This window comes from Thalassococcus lentus (assembly GCF_028023555.1).
In the GTDB taxonomy this organism is placed as follows: domain Bacteria; phylum Pseudomonadota; class Alphaproteobacteria; order Rhodobacterales; family Rhodobacteraceae; genus Thalassococcus_A; species Thalassococcus_A lentus.
In genome coordinates, this window is the sequence record NZ_JAQIOY010000003.1 from 606,517 (window position 1) to 633,153 (window position 26,637).

The window sequence follows — 26,637 nt, forward strand, 5'->3', positions numbered from 1 at the left end:
ATCGGAAACAGCGAAGGTGCCTCAGTAAGTATGCGGCGCCTTTGACACCTTGCCCTTTTGGCGCCGCAGGCCTAAACCCCGCGCAAGTTTATCCGGGGAGAGGCCCCTTGCCCATTCTAGTGATGAAATTTGGCGGCACGTCTGTCGCCACGCTTGACCGCATTCGGCGCGCTGCAAAGCGCGTAGGTGTCGAAGTCGCCAAAGGCTACGATGTGATCGTCATCGTATCGGCCATGTCGGGCGAGACGAACAAACTTGTTGGCTATGTCGATGAGACGTCACCGCTCTATGACGCACGCGAGTATGATGCGGTTGTCTCATCGGGTGAAAACGTCACCGCAGGCCTGATGGCGCTGACGCTTCAGGAGATGGATGTGCCTGCGCGCAGCTGGCAGGGCTGGCAGGTGCCGGTGCAGACCACGTCGGCGCATGCTGCTGCGCGGATCGAGGCTATTCCACCGGAAAACATCCTCGCCAAATTCGACGAAGGCATGAAGGTTGCCGTGGTTGCAGGGTTCCAGGGTGTCAGCCCGGAGGGCCGGATAACAACGCTTGGCCGCGGCGGCTCGGACACCACGGCGGTGGCCTTTGCGGCTGCTTTCGGCGCGGAACGTTGTGACATCTACACAGACGTGGACGGGGTCTACACCACTGACCCACGGGTTTGCGAAAAAGCCCGCAAACTGGACAAGATCGCCTTTGAGGAAATGCTGGAGCTGGCCAGTCTGGGCGCGAAGGTCTTGCAGACCCGCTCGGTTGAGCTGGCCATGCGCTACAAAGTTCGGCTGCGGGTTCTGAGCAGCTTTGAGGAACAATCTGACGAAGCAGGCACATTGGTCTGCGATGAGGAGGAAATCATGGAAAGCAATGTCGTGGCCGGAGTGGCCTATTCACGCGACGAGGCCAAGATGACTCTCGTCTCCGTCGCCGACCGCCCCGGGATCGCGGCCGCAATCTTTGGTCCCTTGGCCGATGCGGGCGTGAACGTGGATATGATCGTCCAGAACATATCCGAGGAAGGCCGTACTGACATGACCTTCTCGTGCCCGACCAATCAGGTGGCGCGTGCGGAAAAGGCCATGCAGGACGCCAAGGACGCCGGCTCGATCAATTTCCACGATATCATCGCGGACACGGATGTGGCCAAGGTATCGGTGGTGGGCATCGGCATGCGCAGCCACGCGGGTGTGGCCGCCAAGATGTTCGAGGTGCTCAGCCAGGAAAGCATCAACATCAAGGTCATCACCACCTCGGAAATCAAGATTTCGGTCTTGATCGACCGAAAATACATGGAGCTTGCGGTGCAGGCATTGCACGACGCCTTCGAGCTGGAAAAAGCCTGATCCCAAAGCCCGCCCCATGGCGGGCTTTTTTTCGCTGATACAATTCTTACATGCTTGAGGACGGAAATTGTTTCCGTCAGCTTGGGGCTGTTACCTCTACGGCCCGCATTTTACTTTTGGGCAATTGCACCGCCGCAATTTATCAGGACCTTTTCACATGACCGAAGCCGCATTCTGGGACAAAATTGCCGAAAAATATGCCAGCGATCCGATCGAGAACCTGGAAGGGTATCACAAGACGCGGGATATGATTGTAGACCGCCTGAAACCCGAACACCGTGTTCTGGAGCTGGGCTGCGGCACCGGCAGCACGGCGCTGGAAATCGCAAAGCATGTGCAGGACTATCTGGCGACGGATCTGTCGCCCAAGATGATCGAAATTGCCAATGCCAAACGCGACGCCGAGACGCCAGAGCATCTGCGCTTTGCTGTTGCCGATGGCGCGGGCTTGCCCGATTTTTCGCCCGATGTGGTTCTTGCGCTGAACCTCATTCATCTGGTGCCAAACGCCGACGCCATGATCCAAAAGATATTCGACCGTTTGCCGCAAGGCGGATTATTCATCGCCAAAACCGCCTGTCTGCGCGATGGTCCGTGGTATCTGGCCGTCATGATCCCCCTGATGCGGCTGATCGGCAAAGCGCCGCATGTCAGCATTTTTTCACAAGTCGAATTGACCGATCGTTTGCAAAAAGCCGGCTTTGTGATCGATGAAACGCTGCTGCAAAAAGGCACGGCCCCGCGGCTGTTTACCATCGCGCGTAAACCCTGAAGAGCGCGCCATGGGGCCGTTTAGCCCTGTGCTGAAAAAACGAGCAGAAGACCGGGCGCTGCGCAATAGACGCAACGGCCTCTTTCCAACAAGGCGTGAAGACCGCTATACCGAAAGCGACGACGGGGGGGATGCGAGGCAGAATGCCGGACAGTTTCGAAAGCGAAAGCCGCAAACTGCTGGGTCGGTTGCGCGACACCATGGCCGAAGAGGCTGCGGGTCAGGCGCGACTAGACAAGATCACGCATTTGACGGCCGACTCCATGGGCACCGAAGTGTGCTCCATCTACCTGTTCCGCGACGATGAAACGCTGGAACTCTGCGCCACGCAGGGTCTGAACGCCGAAGCGGTGCACGAAACCCGTATGAAGCTGGGCGAAGGTCTGGTGGGACGGGTCGCACGCACCGGCAAGGTCGTGAACACCGCCGATGCGCCCAGCGCGCCGGGCTTTCGCTACATGCCCGAAACCGGCGAAGAGATTTACTCCAGCTTCCTCGGTGTTCCAATCCAGCGTTTGGGTGAAAAGCTGGGCGTGCTGGTGGTCCAGTCCAAGCAAGCACGGGAATACACCGCGGACGAGATTTATGCCCTCGAAGTGGTCGCAATGGTTCTGGCAGAAATGACCGAACTGGGCGTCTTTGTCGGCGAAGGCGCCGCGCTGAAAGCCCGCCATACTCAGCCTGTGATGTTCCGTGGCGCCACAGGACAGGAAGGCGCGGCGATGGGCCATGTCTGGCTGCATGAACCGCGTGTCGTCGTCACCAATATGGTTGCCGATGATCCCGTTGCCGAAAGCGCTCGCCTGCGCGAAGCGGTCGACAAGATGCGTGTCGGAGTTGACGCGATGCTGGCCGGTGCCTCAGGCGATGCCGAGCAGGTGCAGGTGCTCGAAGCCTACCGGATGTTCGCCAACTCCAAAGGTTGGCTCCGGCGTATGGAAGACGACATTTCCCGGGGCCTGTCCGCCGAGGCTGCGGTCGAAAAAGAGCAATCCGCAGCCCGTGCACGAATGTCGCAAGTCACAGATGCCTATCTGCGCGAACGCCTGCATGATCTGGATGATCTCAGCAACCGTTTGCTGCGCATCCTGACAGGTCAGGGCCAGCAGACCGGTTCTGAAATGCCGGATGACCCGATCCTGATTGCCCGCAATATCGGTCCGGGTGAGTTGCTTGAATACGGACGCAAATTGCGCGGTGTCGTGCTTGAGGGCGGCTCTGTCGGATCGCACGCGGCCATCGTTGCGCGTGCCCTCGCTATCCCACTGGTTATCCATGCCTCGCGCGTCACCAACGAAGCGCTCAATGGCGACGCCATTCTGGTAGACGGCGAACAGGGGATCGTTCACTTGCGTCCCGACGATACCGTGCGCGCGGCCTTTTCCGACAAGATCGCGATGCAGACCAAGGCGCAGGAACGCTATGCGTCGATCCGCGACACTGCCTGTGTGACGGCCAGCGGCGAACGGATCAATCTGTTGATGAACGCGGGTCTTATGGCGGATTTGCCTTCGCTGGAGAGCTCGGGCGCGGAGGGCGTGGGGCTGTTCCGCACCGAATTGCAGTTTCTCGTGCGCAACCAGATGCCGCGCCGAAATGAACTGGCCGCCTTGTATTCGAGGGTTCTGGACGCAGCCAAGGGCAGCCGGGTTGTGTTCCGTACCCTCGACATCGGATCAGACAAAGTACTGCCCTACATGAAGCCGCATGACGAACCCAACCCTGCCCTGGGTTGGCGAGCGATCCGTGTGGGGCTCGACAAACCCGGCGTGCTACGGATGCAGTTGCAGGCGCTGATGCGCGCGGCCGATGGGCGACCCCTGTCGGTGATGTTCCCATTTATTGCCCAGTACAACGAATGGCAGGCTGCCCGCGCCGAAGTGGACAAGGCGCTGGCGCGTGAAAAGAAGCTGGGACACGTCCTGCCGGAACGGATCGAAGTCGGCGCGATGCTGGAAACGCCCAGTCTGGCCTTTGCCTCACAGAAATTCTTTGACGAAGTCGAATTCCTGTCCGTAGGCGGCAATGATCTGAAACAGTTCTTCTTTGCAGCGGATCGCGAAAACGAGCGGGTTCGCAGGCGTTATGACACTCTGAACGTCAGTTTCCTGAGCCTGCTGGAAATGGTGGCGGATAGATCCCGCACATCTGAAACCAATCTCAGTTTCTGCGGTGAAGACGCCGGACGCCCTGTTGAGGCGCTCTGCCTCGCGGCCATCGGCTTTCGGACGCTTTCGATGCGTCCTGCATCGATTGGACCGGTCAAAAGCCTGTTGATGCGCTCTGACCTGACGGTTGTTCGCGGGTTGATCGAAGAGGCCCGCGCGCGCGGCGATCAATCGGTTCGGGATTCGGTTATGGCGTATTTGCGCAGTCTGGGATGATCTGTTGCCCCGCCGATGCGGCAGGGCAACGTCGCATCACGTCAGTCAGTGCCCGCCGAGAATGCCGGTACGAACGCCATAGTCTACGGCAAGCGCGTAATCCGGATCATCGTCTGAATCGACCACAAGGTGCCCGGCTTTGTTCAGCAGCTTGTGACAGTCGCGGCTCAGATGACGCAGCTTGACCCGTTTGCCAGCCGCCTCGTATTTGGTCGCCACCGCTTCGATTGCCTGCAGCGCGGACTGGTCCACGACGCGGCTGTTGTCAAAGTCGATGATCACCGCGTCGGGATCATTTTCGATGTCAAAGAGTTCGATGAACCCATCGCTCGATCCAAAGAACAGCGGGCCTTGGATTTCGTAAACCTTGGCGCCCTCTTCGGTGTTGGACTCCCGGGTCTTGGCGTGGATGCGGCGCGCATTGTTCCACGCGTAGGCCAGCGCCGAGACGATGACGCCGACAACCACCGCAACCGCAAGGTCTTCCATGACCGTCACGACTGTCACGAGCAGGATGACAAAGGCGTCCATCAGGGGGACCTTGCGCAAAATGGTCAGCGAGTTCCATGCGAAGGTGCCGATCACCACCATGAACATCACACCGACCAGAGCGGCCAGCGGGATCAGTTCGATCAGTGGTGATGCAAACAGGATAAAGATCAGCAGGAACAGCGCGGCAGCCACACCGGCCACTCGCGTACGTGCACCGGACTTCACGTTGATCATCGACTGGCCGATCATGGCACAGCCACCCATGCCCCCAAAGAAGCCCGTGACCGTATTCGAGATGCCCTGTGCGATGCATTCCTGACTCGCGCCACCGCGCTTGCCGGTGATTTCACCCACGAGGTTCAGCGTCAGAAGGCTTTCGATCAGTCCGATTGCCGCGAGGATTACGGCATAAGGCAGGATGATCTGCAGCGTTTCGAGGTTCAGTGGAACAGACGGGATATGGAATGGCGGCAATCCGCCTTGGATGGATGCCAGATCGCCCACGCGCGGCACATCCAGACCAAAGCCAATGACCAGCGCCGCAACCACCGCAATTCCGGCCAGCGGTGCAGGAACAACGCGGCTGATCCGCGGCATCACCCAGATAATCGCCATGGTCAGCGCCGTAAGCGCCAGCATCAAATACAGCGGCATTCCCGACAGCCATTCGCCGCCACCCATGCCGTGACCGGTGTTTTCCATCGAACCGGGCACTTTGAACTGTCCCAACTGCGCAAGGAAAATCACGATTGCCAGCCCGTTGACGAACCCCAGCATAACGGGATGCGGCACAAGCCGTATGAATTTGCCCCATTGCATGGCACCCGCAAAGATTTGCAGCAGCCCCATCAAAACCACGGTCGCGAACAGATATTCGACCCCGTGTTGCGCAACCAGCGCCACCATCACCACCGCCAGCGCGCCGGTCGCACCGGAAATCATTCCGGGCCGGCCACCGATCAATGCCGTGATCAGACCAACCAAAAAGGCCGCATACAGTCCCACCAACGGATGAACCCCGGCCACAAAGGCAAAGGCCACCGCTTCGGGCACCAAAGCCAAAGCAACGGTCAGACCGGCCAGCAATTCGATGCGCAATCTGCCGACGGTCAGCTTTTCATCGGGCATCAGCGACAAATCAGGCATGGCAAGGCGGCCTGCAAAGCTCGCCAGGATGGCTTTTTTCATGGGTGGAGGTCCTTCCTGTTCGCGCGGGTCTTACTGCCTGTTACCGGGAAAGGCCAGCGCTCAGATGCAATGCCGATATGGCTGCAGGTCATAGCAGCCCGGGCCGGAATTGCACGGTATTCTTGGGTATGCGGGGTGGCAGCTTCCTTGTTCAGCAGATCAAAGAACAAAAACGCACTCGATCGCATCGCGGTTGCTTAAGACCTGCGCAAACTTGGACATCACTTTGATGCGAAGGTGGCTTTTCATTGCGTCGAACTCAGTGCAACTTCACCGCGAACAATTGGAGGCATCAATGACCAAAACCATGATTGGCGTGATCGGAGGATCGGGCATCTATGACATCGACGGACTGCAAGATGCCACTTGGCAATCTGTCGAAAGCCCCTGGGGCGCCCCGTCGGATCAGATTCTCACCGGTACACTGGATGGCGTGCCCATGGCCTTTCTGCCGCGTCACGGCCGAGGCCATGTTCACAGCCCGACCACTGTGCCCTACCGGGCCAATATCGACGCGCTGAAACGGCTCGGCGTAACCGACGTCATCTCGGTCTCCGCCTGCGGGTCGTTCCGCGAAGAATATGCGCCCGGCCATTTTGTTGTGGTGGATCAATTCATCGACCGCACGTTTGCGCGCGAAAAATCGTTCTTTGGATCCGGTTGCGTCGCGCATGTTTCGGTCGCTCACCCCACCTGCCCCCGCCTTGGCGATGCCTGCTACGCCGCCGGTCAGGCCGCTGGCATCACGATCCACAAAGGCGGCACATACCTCGCAATGGAAGGACCACAGTTTTCCACCCTCGCAGAGTCCAAAATGTACCGCGAACAGTGGGGGGCGGATGTGATCGGCATGACCAATATGCCCGAGGCCAAGCTCGCCCGCGAAGCCGAGCTTTGCTACGCCTCGATTGCCATGGTCACGGACTACGACAGCTGGCACCCCGACCATGGCGAGGTCGACGTCACCGAAATCATCAAGACCTTGATGGGCAATGCCGACAAGGGACGCGCACTTGTGCGTGGCCTGCCAGCACTGTTGGGCGCAGATCGCGCGCCCTGCCCGCATGGCTGCGACCGCGCGTTGGAATTTGCCATTCTGACCGCGCCCGAGGCCCGGGATCCGGCGTTGATGCAAAAACTGGACGCGGTTGCTGGCCGAATGCTGACAGCATCCAGCTGACCGCGCCTCCATCATGTTACGCCTGATCGCCCTTGGCCTATTTTGCCTGTTGGGAAGTACCCTTGTCGCTCAGCCAGAATTCATTGAAACCGATGGTCTGCTGAGCGACGACGACTTCTACAGATTGACCGCCTGCGGCGCGCCCCCGGGTGGCGATTGCACCAAACGGTTTTCCCGCTGGCCCGTCGATCAAGCCGTGACTGTTGGTATCGCCCGAATGGATCGCGCCTTTCTCGGCGGCAAACAGAAACGCGCCCATGCGGCGCTTGCCCGCGCTCTGCAATATCTGAACGACGCGGGCATGGGCCTGACGCTACAACTGGCCGCAGAGGCGGCGCAGGCCGATATCCGGATCTATTTCATCGATACGGACGGCGCGGCCCCGATCTCGGGAACTGGCATCGAGGGGGTGGACGGGACAACGGTCCGCGGAGCCCGTGTCATGGTCTGGGCCGAGCGCAAGACCGGACGCATCGATCGCGCCCGCATCGTCTTTGGCACCCGGCTGTCCATTCGCCAGTATGAATCAGCCATGCTCGAAGAGCTCACACAGTCCTTGGGTCTGTTGACCGATATCCGCAACCCGGCCTATGAAGGCGTGTCGATCTTTTCCGAAGACAGCAACGCGTCAAAGACATTCGGACCTCAGGATCTTATGGTCTTGCGCCGCCACTATCCACCGCGGGAGTAAACGCATGGACCCGACCCTCTGGCTTGGCTTTGCCATCGCCTCGACCGTGCTGCTGGTTATGCCCGGCCCGACGATTTTGCTGGTCCTCAGCTATGCCCTGACCCAAGGGCGGCGCGTAGCTGTCGCTTCTGCACTTGGCGTCGCATTTGGCGACCTGATTGCGATGACCGTCTCGATCATCGGTCTGGGCGCGGTCTTTCTGGCTTCGGCAACAGCCTTCTCGGTTCTGAAATGGGCCGGCGCGCTCTATCTTCTTTGGCTGGGCGTGAAAATGCTGCGCTCTGCCGGATCAGAACCAATGCTGACCCGCAAACCCGAGGGCGCCAGCGCAGGCAAAGTGTTCCGCGATCTCAGTCTCGTGACGGCGCTGAACCCGAAATCCAACACCTTCTTTATCGCCTTTGTGCCCCAGTTCATCGATCCCAACGCAGCCTTTGCGCCTCAGGCCATCATCATGATCGCAACCTTTGTCGGCATCGCTGGCCTGAACGCCCTTGCCTTTGCGCTGGCGGCCAATGCCATGCGCAGCCGCATCACCCGCCCATCGATTCAGGCCTGGATGTCACGCGTTGGCGGCATCACCCTGATCGGTATGGGCCTCATGACCGCCACCCTTCGGAGAGCCACATGAAACAGGTTCAGGACTATATCCGCACCATCGTAGACTTCCCGCATGAAGGCATTCTCTTCCGCGATGTCACCACGCTTTTTGCCGATCCGCGCGGGTTTCGCATTGCCATCGATCAACTGCTGCATCCCTATGCCGGAATGCAGTTCGATAAGGTCGTCGGCCTAGAAGCGCGCGGCTTCATTCTCGGCGGCGCAATTGCACACCAACTGTCTGTCGGCTTCGTTCCGATCCGCAAGAAAGGCAAACTCCCCGGCGCCGTGATTTCCGAGGAATACCAGCTCGAATACGGCGAGGCGATCGTCGAGATTCATGACGATGCCATCAAGCCGGGGGAAAAAATTCTTGTGGTGGATGACCTTCTGGCAACGGGCGGCACGGCCGAGGCAGGGATCAAACTGGTCGAACGGCTAGGCGGCGAAATCATTGGATGCGCCTTTATTGTCGATCTGCCTGATCTCGGAGGACGCAAGAAGCTCGAAGCTTTGGGTATGGAAGTCCATGCGCTTTGCGCTTTCGAAGGCCTCTGACACCCAGACACCGCCTTTAGCGCAATCCATCCGGCAAGGGCGCCAAACGGAACAGGCCCGCCAGAGGCGGGCCTGTTCTGAAACTGTTGCGCCGTAAGGCGCGCTATTCAACAACGCTATGCGACGTTGGCGGCCTTGGGCGGCTTTATCTTGGCTTTGCCTTTTGGCGCCGGAGCGGCCGCATTGCTGTCAATGAAATCCAGCACCAGAGGACGGATGTTGTTACGCCAGCTTTTGCCAGCAAAGATACCGTAGTGACCGGCCCCTTCTTCCACATGCGCAGCCTTTTTGCTGTCCGGCAAGCCTGTGCACAGATCCAGTGCTGCAACGCATTGGCCCGGCGCGGAAATGTCGTCCTTTGACCCTTCCACGGTTTTCACCGCCACATTGGTAATCGCGCCGATGTCGACCTTGTGTCCGGCCACAACAAATTCGTTCTTCGCGATTTCGCGGTTTTTGAAAATGCGCTCAACCGTCGAAAGGTAGAACTCGGCCGGCATATCCATGACCGCCAGATATTCATCATAAAAACGGTTGTGCGCATCGTGGTCCGAGGCCTCGCCGCGCGCAACGCGTGTGATCTGATCGGAAAAGGCCTTGCCATGGCGTTCGCCATTCATCGACATAAAGCTCGCCAGTTGCAGAAGGCCCGGATAAACCATCCGGCCAACGCCCTGATACTTGAAACCCACACGCTGGATCATCGTTTCTTCAAGCTGGCCCATGGTGACACGACGGCCAAAGTCAGTCACATCCGTGGGGGTGGCGTCAGGGTCGATCGGTCCACCGATCAGCGTCAGCGTCCGGGGCTGCGCGTCGGGATCAAGCTCGGCCAGATAGGCGGTCGCCGCCAGCGTCAGCGGTGCAGGCTGGCACACTGCGACCACATTAGTATCGGGGCCCATTTCTTTCATGAAGTCCATCAGATACAGCGTGTAGTCTTCGATATCGAACTTGCCCGCAGAAACCGGGATGTCGCGGGCGTTGTGCCAGTCGGTCACATACACTTCGCAGTTCACGATCAGCGATTTCACCGTCGACCGCAGCAGCGTCGCGTAGTGACCCGACATCGGTGCCACCAGCAAAATCTTGCGTGGCTGCTCTTCGCGCCCGACCACGTTAAAGTGGATCAGATCCCCGAAAGGCTTTTCCACCACGGTCTCGATGTTGACCAGGTGATCCTTACCGTCTTCGCAGGTGAAGGTTCGAATCGCCCAGTCCGGTTTCACGACCATGCGCTCAAACGTGCGCTCCGTCACTTCGCCCCAGGCGGCCATCCATTGTATCGCCGGGTTGGGCAACATGGCCCAGGCCGGATAAGACGCCATGGATTTTGCCGTTGCGCCCAACCATTGGTTGGTATTGCGCATGGTTTCCATCAAGTCGTAGGTTGCCATGTAACGCATCTGCGGCACTCCTGTTCATTTGGGGGCGGGACGGTGCACAATTATGTGGCAACCGAGCCATTTCGTCGCTTTGCCGCGATGAACGCACCACGTTATGCTGCAAGTGCAACATAGAAGGGAAAATTCATTATGGCAACGAACGTCGATGCCGCAGCAGAAAATTCGCAGAAACTCGAAGCGAACCTCGCCCGCATGGAAGAGCTGCAGCAACGCCTGATGAATGCCCTGTCCCGGCGCCATCCGACCCCGGCTGCGTTGTCTAGTCCGGACGCAACGCTCTACACCGATGCGGCCCAGGCCTATCTGCAGCACATGATGGCCAATCCAGCGCAGGTTCTGGAACAGCAGGTCCAGTACTGGGGCAAAACGCTCAGCCATTTTGTTGACGCTCAGGCAGCTCTGGCCAAAGGCACCCTGTCGCCCCCCGAGGACACAGGTCCAACCGATCGCAGGTTTTCCAACCCTCTTTGGGACAGCAATCCCTATTTCAACTTCATCAAGCAGCAGTACCTGATCAATGCGGACAGCATCCGCACCGCGATCGAACAGATCGAGGACATGAACCCAAAGGAAAAGCAGCGTCTGCGCTACTTTGCCCAGCAGATCACCGACATGTTCGCGCCGACCAACTTTCTGGCGACAAACCCCGACGCCTTGATGAAGGCGGTCGAGACCGAAGGCGACAGTCTGGTACAGGGTATGGAAAATCTTGTCGCCGATCTTGAGGCCAACAACGGCGAATTGGTGGTGCGCCTTGCGGATGAAACCGCGTTTGAAATCGGCGAAAACATCGCAACGGCCGAAGGCGAAGTGATTTTCCGCAACCGCATGATGGAAGTGATCCAGTATGCGCCAACAACGGAAAAGGTCCACGAGACGCCGATCGTTTTGTTCCCGCCTTGGATCAACAAATTCTACATTCTTGACCTGAAACCGACCAATAGCCTGATCCGCTGGGTCGTCGATCAGGGCTATACCCTGTTCGTGGTCAGCTGGATCAATCCGGATCCCGCATACAAGGACATCGGTCTCGAAGAATATGTCGCCGAAGGCTATCTAAAGGCCATCGAGATTGCCAAGGACGTCTGCGGCACCAAGCAGGTCAATGCAGTTGGCTATTGCATCGCCGGCACAACACTGAGCCTGACCCTATCGCTGCTCAAGAAACGCGGGGACAAATCCGTAAAATCGGCCACCTTCTTTACCGCGCTGACTGATTTTTCTGACCAAGGTGAATTTACGCCCTTCCTGCACGAGGATTTCGCCACTGGCATCGAGGAAGAAATCGATCAGGAAGGCATCCTGCCCAGCTTTGTCATGGCGCGCACCTTTTCCTTCCTGCGCTCGAACGACCTGTTCTATGGCCCCGCGATCAAAAGCTATATGATGGGCGAAACGCCCCCTGCCTTTGATCTGCTTTATTGGAACGGCGATGGCGCGAACCTGCCCGGAAAGATGTTCAAGCAGTATTTGCGCGGTTTGTGCCAACGCAACGAATTTGCCAGCGGCACCTTCGAGCTGTTCGGCGAACAACTCAGCGTCAAGGATGTGGATGTCCCCTTGATGTCCATCGCCGCCGAGACAGACCACATTGCCGCTGCCCGGGACGTTTTCCGCGGCGTTCAAATGATGGGATCCAAGTCCAAGCAGTTTGTGCTGGGCCAGTCCGGTCACATCGCAGGCATTGTGAACCCACCCAGCAAAAAGAAATACGGCCACTATGTGAATGATGATCTGACCGGCGATTTTGATAGCTGGAAAGAGGCCGCGACCCTGAATGACGGGTCGTGGTGGCCGCACTGGGAGGCCTGGCTGAAAAAGCGTTCAGGCAAGAAAGTTGCCCCCAGAACGCCCGGTGAGTCGAGCTACAAGGCGATCTGCCCGGCCCCCGGCACCTATGTGAAGCTGAAAGCAGCCAAGCAAAATCAATAGGTTAGTCATTTTTGCTGCAGTGCAGAAAAAATACTTGAATTTCTGCACTGCAGCATACATATTCTTTTCAGACGCAGAAACGCGGGGTGGGCCCGCAAAGCGACTGAAAGGAATTTCAAGATGGCCAAGACGCAAGACTTCACCACCATGATGAAAGACATGATGGGCGCATTCCCTGTTGATACAAAAGCAATGGAAGATGCTTTCAAGACTTCGGCAACTCTGAACGAAAAGCTGTCCGGCGTTGCTCTGGAAGCGGCTGAGAAATCCACCGAGATTTCCGCCAAGTGGACCAAAGACACCCTGTCCAAGCTGGCAGACATGTCCAAAGCCAAGACCGAGCCTGCCGACTACGCCAAGGCGATGACCGACTTCGCGTCCGCTCAGGCAGAAGTTGCAGCCGAAAACATGGCCGCGTTCGCTGAGATCGCGAAGAAAGTCCAGATGGACACTGTTGAGCTGATGATGGCTGCTGGCAAGGACCTGTCCGAAGACGCGACTGCCGCTGTCAAGAAAGCCACAGACGAGATGACCAAAACCGCAAAGAAAGCGGCTTCGGCAAAGTAAGTCTGCATCGCAGACAAAGGGATTTGCGCCCTTCTCCTCCCAAATCGGGCGCAATATTCCAGGCGGGTTCTTCGGAGCCCGCCTTTTTTTGTGCGCGGCTTTGATTTTTGTAGCCTTCCGTCATGCTTGACCCGGACCAGTCCGGGCAATAGCGCTGAACGAAAGGAAAGCACTTTTGCGCAAAGGATCTGCCCTATGACCGTGCCCGAATTCATGAAGGGAGTTGTTCTGACCGGCCATGGCGGTCCGGACAAATTGGAATGGCGCACGGACCTGCCTGTCCCCCACCCCGATGCACGCGATGTCCTGATCAAGGTTGGGGCCTCTGCCGTGAACAACACGGACATCAATACGCGGATCGGCTGGTACTCAAAGTCTGTCCGCGGTGATACGGAAACCGGCGCGAACGCAGGATTTGGTGAAGACGCCGATGCCGATGGCGGTTGGGCCGGCGCTTTGGATTTCCCACTTGTTCAAGGGGCCGATTGTTGTGGCACCATCGTGGCCGTTGGCCAAGAGGTGGACCCAGCGCGCATTGGTGAACGGGTTTTGGTTCGCCCGATGCACACCCCGTTGGACGCACAGGCCCCCTACAGCCTTGCCACCTTCGGCTCGGAACGCGACGGTGCCTTTGCCGAATACGCGACGATTGCCTCAAAGGATGCCGTTGCGATTCAATCCGATCTCAGCGACCTGGAACTGGCCAGCTTTCCCTGTGCTTTCACAACAGCCGAAGGCATGATCCAGCGGATTGCCCTGGGCGCTGAACGCGTATTGATCACGGGCGCCTCTGGCGGTGTGGGATCGGCGGCGATCCAATTGGCAAAACGGCGCGGCGCGCATGTGACCGCACAGACCAGCCCAAGCAAGGCTGCAGCGCTACGCGATCTGGGCGCTGACGAAATACTGACGCGCGATGATCCGCTGCCGGATCAAGCCTTTGATGCAGTGCTGGATCTGGTGGGCGGCCCGCGCTGGCCAGAACTGCTGGAAACGCTGCGCAAAGGTGGGCGCTATGTGACATCGGGTGCAATCGCAGGCCCCATTGTCGAACTGGATCTGCGCACGCTGTATCTGCGTGACTTGTCTTTGGCCGGCAGCACTTGGCAACCCGATAGCGTTTTGACCGATCTGGTTGGCTATATCGAGCGCGGGGAAATTCACCCGATGCTGGCCGACCACTTTCCGTTGCAGCGCATCAGCGATGCACAAGAAGCCTTTTTGTCAAAATCCCATATCGGCAAGATCGGCCTGACCATCGAATAAAAAAGGCCGCCCTTTGCAGGGGCGGCCTTTGGTGTTCTGCGCAAGGATGCCTCAGACCAAGGTGGCCTCAGTGGCGGCCCGGAAGTCTGCTTCGCTGACGCCATCGGCCAGTTCAACGATCTTCAAACCGCCTTCCACGACATCCATCACTCCAAGATTAGTAATGATCCGGTCCACAACGCCGGTTCCGGTCAGAGGCAACGTGCAGGCCTGAAGGACCTTGCTGTCACCGTGTTTGTTGGTGTGATCCATCACGACCACCACACGGCCAACACCGGCCACCAGATCCATCGCGCCGCCCATGCCTTTGACGAGCTTGCCGGGGATCATCCAGTTGGCCAAATCGCCATTCTCAGCAACTTCCATTGCACCGAGGATCGCCATGGCGATCTTGCCACCCCGGATCATGCCAAAGCTCTGCGAGCTGTCGAAATAGGACGTCTGCGGCAGTTCGGTGATGGTCTGCTTGCCCGCGTTGATCAGGTCGGCGTCTTCTTCGCCCTCAAACGGAAACGGGCCCATACCCAGCATGCCGTTTTCGGACTGCAGCGTGACTTCGACACCTTCAGGAATGTAGTTCGACACCAGCGTCGGGATACCGATGCCAAGGTTTACATACATACCGTCTTCGAGTTCCTGTGCGGCGCGTGCCGCCATCTGGTTACGATCCCAAGGCATTATGCACCCTCCTTCGTGCGCACGGTGCGCTGTTCGATCCGCTTTTCATGCTCACCCTGTATCAGGCGGTGCACATAAATGCCCGGCAGGTGGATGTGATCGCCGTCCAACTCACCCGGCTGCACGATTTCTTCGACTTCCATCACGCAGACCTTGCCGCACATGGCGGCTGGCGGGTTAAAGTTGCGGGCTGTCTTGCGGAAAATAGCATTGCCAGTGGTGTCTGCTTTCCAAGCTTTGACGATTGCCAGATCGGCAAAGATGCCTTCTTCGAGGATATAATCCTCACCGCCAAATTGTTTCACTTCCTTGCCCTCGGCAATCACGGTGCCAACACCGGTCTTGGTGTAAAAGCCCGGAATGCCCGCACCGCCAGCACGCATGCGTTCGGCCAAAGTGCCCTGCGGGTTGAATTCCAGCTCAAGTTCGCCTGACAGATACTGGCGCATGAACTCGGCGTTTTCGCCCACGTAGGACGACATCATCTTTTTGATTTGCTTGGTTTCCAGAAGCTTGCCCAGACCAAAACCATCAACGCCGGCATTGTTTGAGGCAACGGTGATGTCCTTGACACCGCTGTCGACCAAAGCGTCGATCAGCAATTCCGGAATGCCGCACAGGCCAAAACCGCCTGCGGCAATCAACATCCCGTCGTGCACGAGGCCATCCAATGCCTCTGCAGCCGAGCCGTATACCTTTTTCATGGTCACACTCCCTAGAACCTGAATTGCGGGAGTTGTGGCGTCAGTCTGACCCGAAGTCAACGATTATGCCGCAGCGCGGCAACAGCCGGATGCAGGCACCCGGCCGCATTAAAGATCAGCTCGACTTTTTGGCGGCGGTTTTCTTGGCTGCAGGCTTTTTGGCCGTAGACTTCTTGGCCGCCGCCTTTTTGGGCGCGGCTTTTTTCTTGCCGCCCTTCTTGGCTGCTTTTTCCGCAATCAGTTCAACTGCTTGCGCCATAGTCACGTCCTCGGGCGTTACATCCTTGGGCAGCGTCGCATTGACCTTTTCCCATTTGACATAAGGCCCATAACGCCCCTCCATGACCGACACGGCGCCACCACCTTCGGGGTGTTCGCCCAGTTCACGCAGCGGCTTGGCTGCCGAGCCGCGCCCCCGACCAGGGTTCGCGCGCTTTTCGGCCAAAAGCTCAACCGAACGATTCATCCCAATCTCGAATACGTCCTGAAAATCCTTCAGGTTCACATACACCGGCTTTGCCTCATCTGGCAGCTGATGCATGATGTATGGCCCAAAGCGGCCAAGGTTGCTGGAGACAACCCCGCCTTCGGGATGCATACCGATCTCGCGCGGCAGGGTCAGCAGCGTCAGCGCCTTTTCCAAGGTCATGTCGTCCGGCGACCAGCCCGGCAGGAAATCCCCACGTGCCTTTGGCAAGGATGCCCGCGGCGGCTTCTTGTTTTCCGGTGTCGGCTCTCCGCGTTGGACATAGGGGCCAAATCGACCGGCTTTGAGCCAGATTTCTTCGCCCTGATCTTCGCCCAGCACACGTTCATCGCCTTCGGCGCCTTCACCGGCGATTGGCCGTGTGTAGGTGCATTCAGGATAGTTGCCGCACCCTACAAAACCGCCTGTGCGCGAGGTCTTGAGATGCAATTGCCCAGCGCCACAGCGTGGACAAATGCGCGGATCACTGCCGTCGTCACGTGGCGGATAAAGCTGCGGCGCCAATGCGTCATCCAGCACATCCAGAACTTCGGAAATGCGCAACTCGGACGTTTCAGCAATTGCAGCCGAGAAATCACGCCAGAAGCGCGCCAACAACTCTTTGAAGTCCGCTTCGCCCGCACTGACATGGTCCAGTTCCGCTTCGAGCGCCGCAGTGAAATCATACTCGACATAGCGCTTAAAGAAATTGAGCAGGAAGATCGTGACGATACGGCCCTTGTCCTGCGGAATCAGGCGGCCCTTTTCCTTGGCCACATACCCACGGTCTTCGATCGTCGACAGGACCGAGGCATAAGTCGAAGGACGACCGATGCCCAGCTCTTCCATCTTTTTGACCAGCGTCGCTTCGGTGTACCGCGGCGGCGGTTGCGTAAAGCTCTGACTGCCCAGCACGGCGCCGTTTTCAGCCAGAACCGCTGCGCCATTCTTGCGCATTCCGCCCGCATCACCAGCGTCGATCACATCGGATGACTTTTCAGCCGCCTTGTCGAACTGCGTTTGCATGGCACCGGCGTCAAAGCCCATAGCCTCGCCCTGCATGATCTGCGGCAAACGCTTGTCATCGTCTTCAACAGGCTCGTCCCGTCCCTCTTCATAGACTTTCAGGAAACCGTCGAACAAAACCACCTGCCCCGTCGCACGCAGGCCAACCTGTTTGTCGTCGCTGCCGATTTCGACAGTCGTGCGTTCCAGCCGCGCACCAGCCATCTGGCACGCCAGCGTACGCTTCCAGATCAGATCATACAGTCTGCGCTGATCCGGTTCAGACAGGCGCAGGCTTTCGACGTCTGCAGCCATATCGGTCGGGCGAATACATTCGTGCGCTTCTTGTGCATTCTTGGCCTTGTTCTTGTAGATACGCGGGCTGGCCGGCACATAGCTGTCGCCATAGCGGTCTTTGATGGCGTCGCGTGCAGCCTGCACCGCCTCGGGCGCCATATCGATCCCGTCAGTCCGCATGTAAGTGATGTGACCCGCTTCATAGAGACGCTGGGCCGCATTCATGCATTGCTTGGCTCCCATGCCAAACTTGCGGCTAGCTTCTTGCTGCAAGGTCGAGGTCATGAACGGTGCCGAAGGGTTTCGCGAAGACGGTTTGGCTTCAACGCTGGTGACTGTCAGAGCACGCGATGCCACCGCCTGAACAGCCATCTCTGCCTGCGTTGCGTTTTCAAGATCGTAGCGATCCAGTTTCTTGCCGGCGAGCGTAACAAGCCGCGCTTCAAAGCTCTGACCACGCGGTGTCGTGAACTGAGCTTTGACCTGCCAGTACTCGCGCGGATTGAAGGCCTCGATCTCCATTTCGCGCTCGACAACGAGGCGTAGGCAAACCGATTGCACACGGCCCGCACTGCGCGCACCGGGCAGTTTGCGCCACAAGACCGGCGAAAGATTGAACCCCACCAGATAGTCCAGCGCACGGCGGGCCAGATAGGCCTCGACCAGCGGCGCATCGATGTCCCGCGGATTGTTCATGGCCTCTGTCACAGCGGCCTTTGTGATCGCATTAAAAGTAACGCGTTTGACGTCCGTGTCTTTCTTGATAGAGCGACGCTTGGTCAGCGCTTCTTTAAGATGCCAGGAAATCGCTTCGCCTTCGCGATCGGGGTCGGTCGCGAGGATCAATGCGTTGTCGGTTTTCAATGCTTCGGCGATCGCCGCGACGTGTTTGCGCGAATCAGAAGCGATCTCCCAGGTCATGTCAAAGTCGTTCTCGGTATCGACTGATCCGTCTTTTCCGGGCAAATCCCGGACGTGCCCATATGAGGCAAGAACAGTGTAGTCTGAACCAAGATATTTGTTGATTGTCTTGGCTTTAGCCGGAGATTCGACGACGACGACTGGCATAAGTTGCACAACCCCTTGGAGCGAAATTTTAGGCCATGCCGCAGCAATGGCGCAGGCCGGATATGGCCGCGCAAGATGTGGGGCGCAAGGGGGAATTGTCAATCATGGCTGCTCTGTCTGCCTGAAACGAAGCCCGCTCTGCGACAGAGCTGCGCCGCTTTTGTGACCGGAAATGCCCGGCGCATCAGCCCCTGTCTCGCCCGGGCACCAGCGCCAAAAGACCCCCCGCCTGCCGTTCGATTCGACCGTCCAATTCGAGATCCGTCAGAGCCGGGGCAACGTTTGCGGCCGGCGCCCTGAGATCACGTATGAGCTGGTCTTCGGCCAGCGGCGAGGGCCCCAGCCGGGACAAAATCTGACTGTGCAGCGCCGCAGTTTCCGACAGGTTGCGGCGTTGCGACTCAGGCTGGGGGACGTTAGGCGCGGCTGCGTCCAGTGGCAGTTCGGCCTGTGGGGAATCGTCAGGAGGCATCGCTTCCAGAATGTCATCAGGGTTTCGAATAAGCCGCGCGCCATCGCGCAGCAGGATGTTGCATCCCCCGGCCCGCGCATCGAGCGGATGTCCCGGCACAGCCATGACTTCGCGCCCCTGATCCAGCGCATTTCGAGCCGTGATCAAAGACCCTGAGCGCGCTGCCGCCTCAACCACGACAACAGCGCGCGCCAGTCCGGACACGATCCTGTTGCGCACCGGAAAATGCCGGGCAATGGGCTGTAGCCCCATCGGTTGTTCGGATAGACGGGCACCGCCCTCGTCGGCGATGCGTTCAGCAAGCCCAGTGTTTTCCGATGGATAGAGCACATCAACCCCGCCGCCCATGACCGCAACCGTTCCGGTTTCCAGCGCGGCCAGATGCGCCGCCGTGTCCACACCGCGCGCCAGACCCGAAGTCACCACGTAACCCGCCTGCCCCAGCCCCTCGGCCAGAGTGCGCGCCATACGCAGTCCCAGCGAAGACGCGTTGCGCGCCCCGACCAGCGCAATCATTGGTTTGGCCAAAACAGCGGGATCCCCGACGCACCAGAGCAAAGGCGGCGCATCTGAAATCGTGGCAAGGTCATTCGGGTAGTGAGGATCACCTTGGCAAATCAGACGAGCGCCATGGGCCCGGGCGGCCTTGAGTTCGGCATGCACAACTGCTTCGGGGCAGATCTGGTATTTCTGAACCCCGGCGGCACGGGCGACATCCGGAAGTGCCTCCAACGCGGCGGCGGCTGTGCCGTGTTCCTTGAGCAATCTCCAGAACGTAGCAACGCCAACGCGCCGTGATCGCAAGAGACGGAGCCACAAGACACGATCGTCTTCCGTGGTGGGTGGGAGTGGGGGGTGAGTGGAAGAGTAGCTGTCGTCGCGCATCACGTACCCCGTCTGCTTGCTATACTATGGCTCGCACGGGACTGGTTAATTGCGGGTAAACCCAGATTGAGCCCAGCCAAAAAATTTACCAAGTCTCTGTATTCTAGATGATTTTTCCAAGAAATCCGCACCCTGAGGCTACGGCACCTTCCGGCTTCGGTTCAGCAAACCCCACAAAACAGCCCATCCGCACAATCCCTGAATCACCAAAGCAATAAAGAGATGCGGCAAAGCCTCGGGGGCTTCGGTGGTCAAATCGCCGTGCAACAAGATGTGCGCACCAACCAATCCGATTGAAACAGCGCAAAGCGCAACCATGGTGGCTCCGGCCCAGCCTTTCACGGCCAGAAATAACGCCAAAGGCCATGTCAGCGGCAAACTCAACCAGCCGATAATCAGCGAACCCGCCCAAGCATAAAGAACAAGCAGGATGTGTATCCGCAATGCGCTGGGGGCACTGTTGACCCCGGCAAGCAAAATCAAACCCCAAGCGATCAGACCGGGAATCGCAAAACCTGCAAGAACAGCCAGCAAAGGCCGCCACATCCCAACCTGCTGCCACGCAATCGGTTCAGATTGCAGCCCCAAAGGCCAGGTATTGGTTTGGCGTACCGTCATATCGCAGACCCGGCTCCGGAACACTGACGCGCAACCAGCGATAACGAAAACGCGCAGCGATTCCCGCCTTGCCCAAGCCCGGTCAGTTTGCGCAAAGCAATTGGATTGCCACTCAGCCGCAGGGGGCTCAGCGCTGCCCGCCACACAACAATGCAGCCTTTATGCGCTGCCGCCAACCGTCAGGCCCCCGATCATCATCGTCGGCTGGCCGACACCCACCGGCACCCATTGCCCCTGTTTGCCGCAATTGCCCATTCCCGGATCCAGCGCCATGTCGTTGCCGATTGCACGAATGTGCTTCAATGCGCTTGCTCCGTCGCCAATGAGCGTTGCGCCCTTGACCGGCGCACCGACCTTGCCGTCTTTCACGCGATAAGCCTCGGTGCAGGAGAAAACGAACTTGCCGTTGGTGATATCCACCTGCCCGCCACCAAAACCAACGGCCCAGATGCCATCCTTCAGATCGGCGACGATATCGCCGGGATCGGTGTCACCGCCCAACATATATGTGTTCGTCATGCGCGGCATAGGAATGTGCGCATAACTTTCGCGCCGCCCATTGCCGGTCGGATCAACACCCATCAAGCGCGCATTCTGGCGATCCTGCATATAGCCAACCAGCTTGCCGTCTTCGATCAGGACGTTCTTGCCCGAAGGCGTGCCCTCGTCGTCGATGGTAATTGACCCACGGCGATCCGGGATCGTTCCGTCGTCCAGAACAGTCACGCCCTTTGATGCGATTTGCTGCCCCATCAAACCGGCAAAGGCAGATGATCCCTTGCGATTGAAATCGCCTTCCAGACCGTGTCCGATTGCCTCGTGCAGCAAAATACCGGGCCATCCGGGGCCCAACACAATATCCATGACACCGGCGGGTGCCGCTTCTGCTTCGAGATTGACCAAGGCAACGCGCAACGCTTCGCGAGCCTTGGACTGCCAATCCTGCGGCGCCAGCAGTCCGTCGAGCGAAACGCGTCCGCCTCCGCCGGCGGTGCCGGATTCGCGGCGGCCGTTTTCTTCGACAATCACCGAAACATTGACCCGCGTCATTGGACGAACGTCTGACGTGATGCCGCCTTCCGGGCGCAAGATAAAGACCTCTTGCAAAGACGCTGCGATGGTTGCGGTGACCTGAACCACACGCGGGTCGAGATCCCGGGCGAAGGCATCAATTTCCCGCAGGGTTTCCAGCTTGACCGGAAAGGATGCACCGGCAATCGGATCGACATCTGTATAGAGCCGTGTGTTTGTACCCTTTGGCGGCGGCGCCATGACCCCGCCACCATCACCAATCGCAAGTCTGGCCGTATCCGAGGCGCGCTTCAGTGCAGATTCGCTGATTTCGGTCGCATGGGCATAGCCCGCGACCTCACCTTTGACGGCGCGCAGCCCGAATCCCTCGGCGGCATCGTAGCTGGCGGTTTTTACACGGCCATCATCCAAAACCAGCATTTCCGAGCGTCGACGCTCCAGAAACAATTCCCCGTCTTCAGCCCCCGAAAGCGCCTCACGCACGATTTTCGTCGTGTTTTCGGCGTCCAGATGGGTTTCGAAGGGGCGAAAGGGTGCGTCTGTCATGGGGGCCTCTGAATTGATCCAGATCAAGAAAAGCGGCGGTTTGCCGCAAGCGATACGCTTTATCGGTTCACAAGAATATGGTTTTAAGCAAGCGATACGCAATGGGAGGAGTGAGTCCGCGCTTTCGAGCCATGGAACCGCCCACTTTGCACAGAATAAATGACGCACAACCGATCAAGGTGAGACATGCAACTGAAAACCATGATGGCCGGACTTCTCGGCGCCATGACAGCGACGCCGGCTCTGGCGCAGGATCTTGAAATCGTTGGCCGCCCGGTCGATGGCGGACTGGGCTTCCAGCCAGCGGTAACCGAACTGGCACGCGAACTGCAGTGGCTCGACGGTATGCTGCTGGTCATCATCACCGCGATCTCGCTTTTCGTGGTTGCGCTGATGGCCTACGTGATTGTGCGCTACAATCGCAAAGCAAACCCAACGCCGAGCAGCTTTACGCACAACACACCGATTGAAATCGCCTGGACCATTGGCCCGATCTTCATTCTGGTCTTCATCGGCGCGTTCTCGCTGCCGGTTCTGTTCAAGCAGCAGGAAATCCCTGAAGGCGACGTCGTCATCAAGGCAACCGGATACCAGTGGTACTGGGGCTATGAGTATGTTGGCACCGATCTGGCCTACGACAGCTACATGATCGGCTCTCCTGCAACAGGTGGCGACAACCGCATGACACCTGAGGTCGAGGCACAGCTGACAGAAGCTGGCTACAGCAACAAAGACTTCCTGCTGGCGACCGATACAGCAGTTGTGGTTCCCGTTGGCAAAACCATCGTGATGCAGATCACCGGTGCTGACGTCATCCACTCGTGGACCATTCCAGCCTTTGGCGTAAAGCAAGACGCCGTTCCCGGCCGTCTGGCAGAACTTTGGTTCAACGCTGACCAAGAAGGCGTCTACTTTGGCCAGTGTTCGGAACTCTGTGGCATCGCCCACGCCTACATGCCGATCACCGTAAAGGTCGTGTCGGAAGAAGCCTATGAGGCATGGCTGGCGCGTTCCATCGAAGCCGAAGAGTACACAGACGTCCGCGAAGTGCTGACAAACTAATCCAGCGGGGCGCGCGATACAGCGCGCCCTGCCCTTTTCTTGCCGCGGCGCCCTGCGCTGCTCCGAAGGAAGATCACATGAGCGACGCAAGCTTTGACAGCAAGGCCTACGAGGCCGAAGCGCAGTTCGGCGATTATTTCGCGCTGCTCAAGCCGCGCGTCATGACACTTGTGGTCTTTACGGCTCTGGTCGGCCTTCTTGCGGCACCTGTTGCTGTGCATCCGTTTGTCGGATTTTGTGCGATCCTCTTTATTGCCGTGGGCGGCGGCGCTTCGGGCGCACTGAACATGTGGTATGACGCGGATATTGACGCTGTGATGCGCCGCACGGCCAAGCGGCCAATCCCCGCTGGCAAGGTCACCCGGGACGAAGCCTTGGCCATTGGCCTGACACTGTCGGTCTTTGCCGTTGTCTTTCTGGGTCTGGCCACCAACTGGCTGGCCGCTGGCCTGCTGGCCTTCACCATCTTTTTCTACGTGGCCATCTACACCATGTGGCTCAAGCGTCTGACCCCGCAGAACATCGTGATCGGCGGCGCGGCGGGCGCGTTTCCTCCGATGATTGGCTGGGCCGCGGCAACCGGAAGCGTCAGCGTCGAAGCGGTCCTGATGTTCTGCCTGACATTCATGTGGACCCCCCCGCACTTCTGGGCGCTCGCTCTGTTTGTACGGATGGACTATGACAATGCCACCGTTCCCATGCTGACCGTGACCCACGGTCGCCGCTCGACGCGGGTTCACATTCTTGTCTACACCATCCTGCTGGCGGGTCTTGCGATTGCTTCCGCATTCACCTCTATCGGCGGTCCTGTCTATCTGGCTACGGCACTGGTGCTGAACGCCCTGTTCCTCAAAGGCGCATGGGACATCTACCGCCGCGATGAGGACGACTCTGAAAATGACAACTTCAAGGTTGAGAAAAGCTTCTTCAAACTGTCGCTGCTCTACCTCTTTGCACACTTTGGCGCGATCCTGATCGACTCGGCGCTGGTCCGCTTTGGAGTGCTGTCATGAGCCTGCGCCGCGAACATGAACTGCATACACGGCGCTCGGGACGTAATCTGGGTGTCGGACTGGTGCTGGCAGCCTTTATCGCGATCATCTTTGGGCTGACCGTGGTGAAGGTCAATTCTGACGGTTTTCAAATGCAATCAGGTCAGGTGACAAATGGCAATTGAAGGCAAGAACAAGACGGTTCTTCAAACCGTCGGCGTCGTGGTTTTCATGGGCGCCATGGCATGGGCTTCTGTGCCGCTGTATGACTGGTTCTGCCGGGTTACGGGCTATGGCGGTGCCACGGGTGTCGCCGAGGCCACAACCGGCGAAGTGCTCGATCGTACGATCAAGGTGCGCTTTGATGCATCGCTCGAACGCGGCATGCCATGGGAGTTCAAACCCATGCAGACCGAGATGGAAATCCGCATCGGCGAAGAGGGTCTGGCCTTCTATGAGGCCTACAACCCCACTGACCGGCCGATTGCGGGCAGCGCCAGCTATAATGTTGCACCCTTCGGTGCCGGCGGGTATTTCAGCAAAATCCAGTGTTTCTGCTTTGAAGAGCAGGTCCTGATGCCCGGAGAACGCATGCAGATGCCGGTCAGCTTCTTTGTTGATCCGGACATCATCAACGACAGCGATGCAAAGCATTCCAAGCACATCACGCTGTCTTACACATTCTATGAGATCGACTTGCCCGAAAACGTGCAGGCCGCTCTTGAAACCAACTCTGACGCTGATGCGTCTTTGAACTAAAGCCTAACGAGGGAACCGATGGCACACGCTAAGAACCACGATTATCACATTCTCAACCCCTCTATCTGGCCACTTGTCGGCGCGGTTGGCGGCTTTGTCATGCTGTTCGGCGCCGTCATGTGGATGCAGGAAAACGGCCCATGGATGTTCCTGATCGGTCTTGCAGCCGTTCTTTACGTCATGTTTGCATGGTGGTCCGAAGTGGTGGACGAAAGCCAGATCGGCGACCATACACCGGTTGTCCGCATCGGTCTGAAGTATGGCTTCATCCTGTTCATCATGTCCGAGGTGATGTTCTTCTTCGCCTGGTTCTGGAGCTTCTTCAAACACGCGATGTACCCGATGCACCCCGACGGCATCAGCCCCGCGATCGACGGTGTATGGCCACCCGCAGGGATCGAAACCTTTGACCCGTGGCACCTGCCACTGATCAACACGCTGATCCTGCTGTGCTCGGGCGCCGCGGCCACATGGGCCCACCACGCGCTGGTACATGAAAACAACCGCGAAGACATGAAGTGGGGCCTGATCATTGCGATTGCTCTGGGCGCGATCTTCACCGTTTTCCAGGTCTATGAATACACGCACGCAGCCTTTGGCTTTGCAGGCAACATCTATGGCGCCAACTTCTTCATGGCGACAGGCTTCCACGGCTTCCACGTTGTGGTCGGCACGATCTTCCTGTTCATCTGCCTGTTGCGCCTGATGAAAGGCCACTTTACGCCTGAGCAGCACATCGGCTTCGAAGCCGCTGCTTGGTACTGGCACTTTGTTGACGTTGTGTGGCTGTTCCTCTTTGCAGCCGTCTACGTCTGGGGTGGCTGATAGGCATCTGCCGGATCAAACCGGACTTTCGACATTGCAAACGCCCGGGTCCAGCCCGGGCGTTTTGCTTTTGGCAGATGTGGTTTTTTGCGTATTTGAAAAAAGAAGAAGCGCACGGAGCTTGCGCCTGCCGTGTTCTGCGCTAAACCCGGAACCACGTCGGAGGTTTCATGCAACGCATCCTTGCCCCTATCCTGATCGGCCTGATTGGCGCGGGCATCCTGGTGGCTTTGGGCACCTGGCAAATGCAGCGTCTCGACTGGAAGCGCGGCATCCTGAACGAAATCGAAACCACCATTGCCGGCGAGGCGCAGCCCCTGCCCCGTGTCATAGAGCCATCCGCACAGCAATACCTGCCGCTGGCTGTTTCCGGGACACTGGAAGACACAGCACTATTCGTTCTGGTGTCAGTGAAGCGGCAAGGCGCGGGCTGGCGCGTCATCAGCGCTCTTCAGACTGACGACGGTCGCCGCGTTCTGGTGGACCGCGGCTTTGCCCGTGTGGACCAAAAGGATGCCGCGCTGTTTGCCGGACCGGTCAGCATCGCGGGCAACCTGCTCTGGCCAGACGAGCGCAGCAGCGCCACGCCGGAAAACGACCTGGACAAGAATACATGGTTCGCCCGCGATGTCGCACAGATGGCCGAAGCTCTGCAAACCGAGCCACTGCTGGTCGTGGTGCGGCAAGCAAGCCCCAGTGACGGGCACATTACGCCGCTGCCTGTGGACACCGGCGGCATTCCAAACGATCACCTGCAATACGCCATAACGTGGTTTTCACTGGCTGCGGTCTGGCTCTTGATGACCGGCGTCTGGATCAGACGCCGCGTAAACGGCAAAGAAAGCTGAA

24 protein-coding genes are annotated in these 26,637 nt (G+C 58.5%); 16 read left to right on the top strand and 8 right to left on the bottom strand.

Annotated elements, in window-relative coordinates:
- The first annotated feature begins 107 nt into the window (after positions 1 to 107).
- The 3 genes from PFY00_RS12045 to ptsP all read left to right on the top strand — a co-directional run bounded on the left by PFY00_RS12045 (position 108) and on the right by ptsP (position 4,499).
- Positions 108 to 1,343, top strand: a complete 1,236-nt coding sequence (locus PFY00_RS12045) for an aspartate kinase (RefSeq protein WP_271432799.1) — start codon at positions 108 to 110, stop codon at positions 1,341 to 1,343.
- Between the two features lie 157 nt (positions 1,344 to 1,500).
- Complete coding sequence (locus tag PFY00_RS12050) at positions 1,501 to 2,115, top strand: class I SAM-dependent methyltransferase (RefSeq protein WP_271432800.1); 615 nt, start codon at positions 1,501 to 1,503, stop codon at positions 2,113 to 2,115.
- A gap of 143 nt (positions 2,116 to 2,258) precedes the next feature.
- Positions 2,259 to 4,499: a phosphoenolpyruvate--protein phosphotransferase gene (gene ptsP / locus PFY00_RS12055; protein ID WP_271432801.1), complete on the top strand. Its 2,241-nt coding sequence runs from the start codon at positions 2,259 to 2,261 to the stop codon at positions 4,497 to 4,499.
- A gap of 45 nt (positions 4,500 to 4,544) precedes the next feature.
- Here ptsP and PFY00_RS12060 read toward each other — a convergent pair whose 3' ends face one another.
- Positions 4,545 to 6,179: a SulP family inorganic anion transporter gene (locus PFY00_RS12060; RefSeq protein ID WP_271432802.1), complete on the bottom strand. Its 1,635-nt coding sequence runs from the start codon at positions 6,177 to 6,179 to the stop codon at positions 4,545 to 4,547.
- 295 nt (positions 6,180 to 6,474) lie between these two features.
- Here PFY00_RS12060 and PFY00_RS12065 point away from each other — a divergent pair, with 295 nt between their 5' ends.
- From PFY00_RS12065 to PFY00_RS12080, 4 genes are read left to right on the top strand one after another with little or no spacing between them, the layout of a single operon-like run.
- The gene (locus tag PFY00_RS12065) at positions 6,475 to 7,359 is read left to right on the top strand and encodes an S-methyl-5'-thioadenosine phosphorylase (RefSeq protein WP_271432803.1); all 885 of its coding nucleotides are present in this window, start codon (positions 6,475 to 6,477) and stop codon (positions 7,357 to 7,359) included.
- 49 nt (positions 7,360 to 7,408) lie between these two features.
- A complete protein-coding gene (locus PFY00_RS12070) occupies positions 7,409 to 8,050 on the top strand; it encodes a DUF2927 domain-containing protein (RefSeq protein ID WP_271432804.1) in 642 nt (213 codons plus the stop codon).
- Positions 8,051 to 8,054: 4 nt separating this feature from the next.
- The gene (locus tag PFY00_RS12075; protein WP_271432805.1) at positions 8,055 to 8,681 is read left to right on the top strand and encodes a LysE family translocator; all 627 of its coding nucleotides are present in this window, start codon (positions 8,055 to 8,057) and stop codon (positions 8,679 to 8,681) included.
- The gene (locus PFY00_RS12080) at positions 8,678 to 9,208 is read left to right on the top strand and encodes an adenine phosphoribosyltransferase (RefSeq protein ID WP_271432806.1); all 531 of its coding nucleotides are present in this window, start codon (positions 8,678 to 8,680) and stop codon (positions 9,206 to 9,208) included. The genes PFY00_RS12075 and PFY00_RS12080 overlap by 4 nt, the downstream gene beginning before the upstream one ends.
- Before the next feature lie 116 nt (positions 9,209 to 9,324).
- Here PFY00_RS12080 and phaZ read toward each other — a convergent pair whose 3' ends face one another.
- Positions 9,325 to 10,614, bottom strand: coding sequence for a polyhydroxyalkanoate depolymerase (gene phaZ, locus PFY00_RS12085; RefSeq protein ID WP_271432807.1), 1,290 nt, complete (start codon positions 10,612 to 10,614; stop codon positions 9,325 to 9,327).
- Between the two features lie 129 nt (positions 10,615 to 10,743).
- Between phaZ and PFY00_RS12090 the strand changes: the two genes are divergently transcribed.
- The 3 genes from PFY00_RS12090 (at position 10,744) to PFY00_RS12100 (ending at position 14,379) form a co-directional block, all read left to right on the top strand.
- Positions 10,744 to 12,546 carry a PHA/PHB synthase family protein gene (locus tag PFY00_RS12090; RefSeq protein WP_271432808.1) on the top strand — a complete coding sequence of 601 codons (1,803 nt, stop codon included), beginning with the start codon at positions 10,744 to 10,746 and terminating at the stop codon, positions 12,544 to 12,546.
- A gap of 120 nt (positions 12,547 to 12,666) precedes the next feature.
- Positions 12,667 to 13,113, top strand: a complete 447-nt coding sequence (locus PFY00_RS12095; protein WP_271432809.1) for a phasin family protein — start codon at positions 12,667 to 12,669, stop codon at positions 13,111 to 13,113.
- 195 nt (positions 13,114 to 13,308) lie between these two features.
- The gene (locus PFY00_RS12100) at positions 13,309 to 14,379 is read left to right on the top strand and encodes an alcohol dehydrogenase family protein (RefSeq protein ID WP_271432810.1); all 1,071 of its coding nucleotides are present in this window, start codon (positions 13,309 to 13,311) and stop codon (positions 14,377 to 14,379) included.
- 51 nt (positions 14,380 to 14,430) lie between these two features.
- Here PFY00_RS12100 and PFY00_RS12105 read toward each other — a convergent pair whose 3' ends face one another.
- The 6 genes from PFY00_RS12105 to tldD all read right to left on the bottom strand — a co-directional run bounded on the left by PFY00_RS12105 (position 14,431) and on the right by tldD (position 22,150).
- Positions 14,431 to 15,057 carry a 3-oxoacid CoA-transferase subunit B gene (locus PFY00_RS12105; RefSeq protein WP_271432811.1) on the bottom strand — a complete coding sequence of 209 codons (627 nt, stop codon included), beginning with the start codon at positions 15,055 to 15,057 and terminating at the stop codon, positions 14,431 to 14,433.
- Entirely contained in the window at positions 15,057 to 15,761 is a 705-nt protein-coding gene (locus PFY00_RS12110) for a CoA transferase subunit A (RefSeq protein WP_271432812.1), read from the bottom strand. Before PFY00_RS12110 ends, PFY00_RS12105 begins: the two co-directional genes overlap by 1 nt.
- Before the next feature lie 115 nt (positions 15,762 to 15,876).
- Complete coding sequence (gene topA / locus PFY00_RS12115; RefSeq protein WP_271432813.1) at positions 15,877 to 18,597, bottom strand: type I DNA topoisomerase; 2,721 nt, start codon at positions 18,595 to 18,597, stop codon at positions 15,877 to 15,879.
- Positions 18,598 to 18,781: 184 nt separating this feature from the next.
- Complete coding sequence (dprA, locus tag PFY00_RS12120) at positions 18,782 to 19,954, bottom strand: DNA-processing protein DprA (protein WP_271432814.1); 1,173 nt, start codon at positions 19,952 to 19,954, stop codon at positions 18,782 to 18,784.
- A gap of 138 nt (positions 19,955 to 20,092) precedes the next feature.
- Positions 20,093 to 20,572, bottom strand: coding sequence for a hypothetical protein (locus PFY00_RS12125; protein ID WP_271432815.1), 480 nt, complete (start codon positions 20,570 to 20,572; stop codon positions 20,093 to 20,095).
- Between the two features lie 159 nt (positions 20,573 to 20,731).
- Positions 20,732 to 22,150: a metalloprotease TldD gene (gene tldD, locus PFY00_RS12130; protein ID WP_271432816.1), complete on the bottom strand. Its 1,419-nt coding sequence runs from the start codon at positions 22,148 to 22,150 to the stop codon at positions 20,732 to 20,734.
- Positions 22,151 to 22,336: 186 nt separating this feature from the next.
- Between tldD and coxB the strand changes: the two genes are divergently transcribed.
- From coxB to PFY00_RS12160, 6 genes are all read left to right on the top strand, one after another.
- Positions 22,337 to 23,212, top strand: a complete 876-nt coding sequence (coxB, locus tag PFY00_RS12135; protein WP_271432817.1) for a cytochrome c oxidase subunit II — start codon at positions 22,337 to 22,339, stop codon at positions 23,210 to 23,212.
- A gap of 77 nt (positions 23,213 to 23,289) precedes the next feature.
- The gene (gene cyoE / locus PFY00_RS12140; RefSeq protein WP_271432818.1) at positions 23,290 to 24,225 is read left to right on the top strand and encodes a heme o synthase; all 936 of its coding nucleotides are present in this window, start codon (positions 23,290 to 23,292) and stop codon (positions 24,223 to 24,225) included.
- Positions 24,222 to 24,389, top strand: a complete 168-nt coding sequence (locus PFY00_RS12145) for a hypothetical protein (protein ID WP_271432819.1) — start codon at positions 24,222 to 24,224, stop codon at positions 24,387 to 24,389. Before cyoE ends, PFY00_RS12145 begins: the two co-directional genes overlap by 4 nt.
- Positions 24,379 to 24,963 (top strand): cytochrome c oxidase assembly protein, encoded by a 585-nt coding sequence (locus tag PFY00_RS12150; protein WP_271432820.1) that lies wholly within the window; start codon positions 24,379 to 24,381, stop codon positions 24,961 to 24,963. The genes PFY00_RS12145 and PFY00_RS12150 overlap by 11 nt, the downstream gene beginning before the upstream one ends.
- Positions 24,964 to 24,981: 18 nt before the next feature.
- Positions 24,982 to 25,788, top strand: coding sequence for a cytochrome c oxidase subunit 3 (locus PFY00_RS12155; protein WP_271432821.1), 807 nt, complete (start codon positions 24,982 to 24,984; stop codon positions 25,786 to 25,788).
- A 170-nt stretch (positions 25,789 to 25,958) separates the two neighbouring features.
- Positions 25,959 to 26,636 carry an SURF1 family protein gene (locus PFY00_RS12160; RefSeq protein WP_271432822.1) on the top strand — a complete coding sequence of 226 codons (678 nt, stop codon included), beginning with the start codon at positions 25,959 to 25,961 and terminating at the stop codon, positions 26,634 to 26,636.
- The last annotated feature ends 1 nt before the right edge of the window (position 26,637 follow it).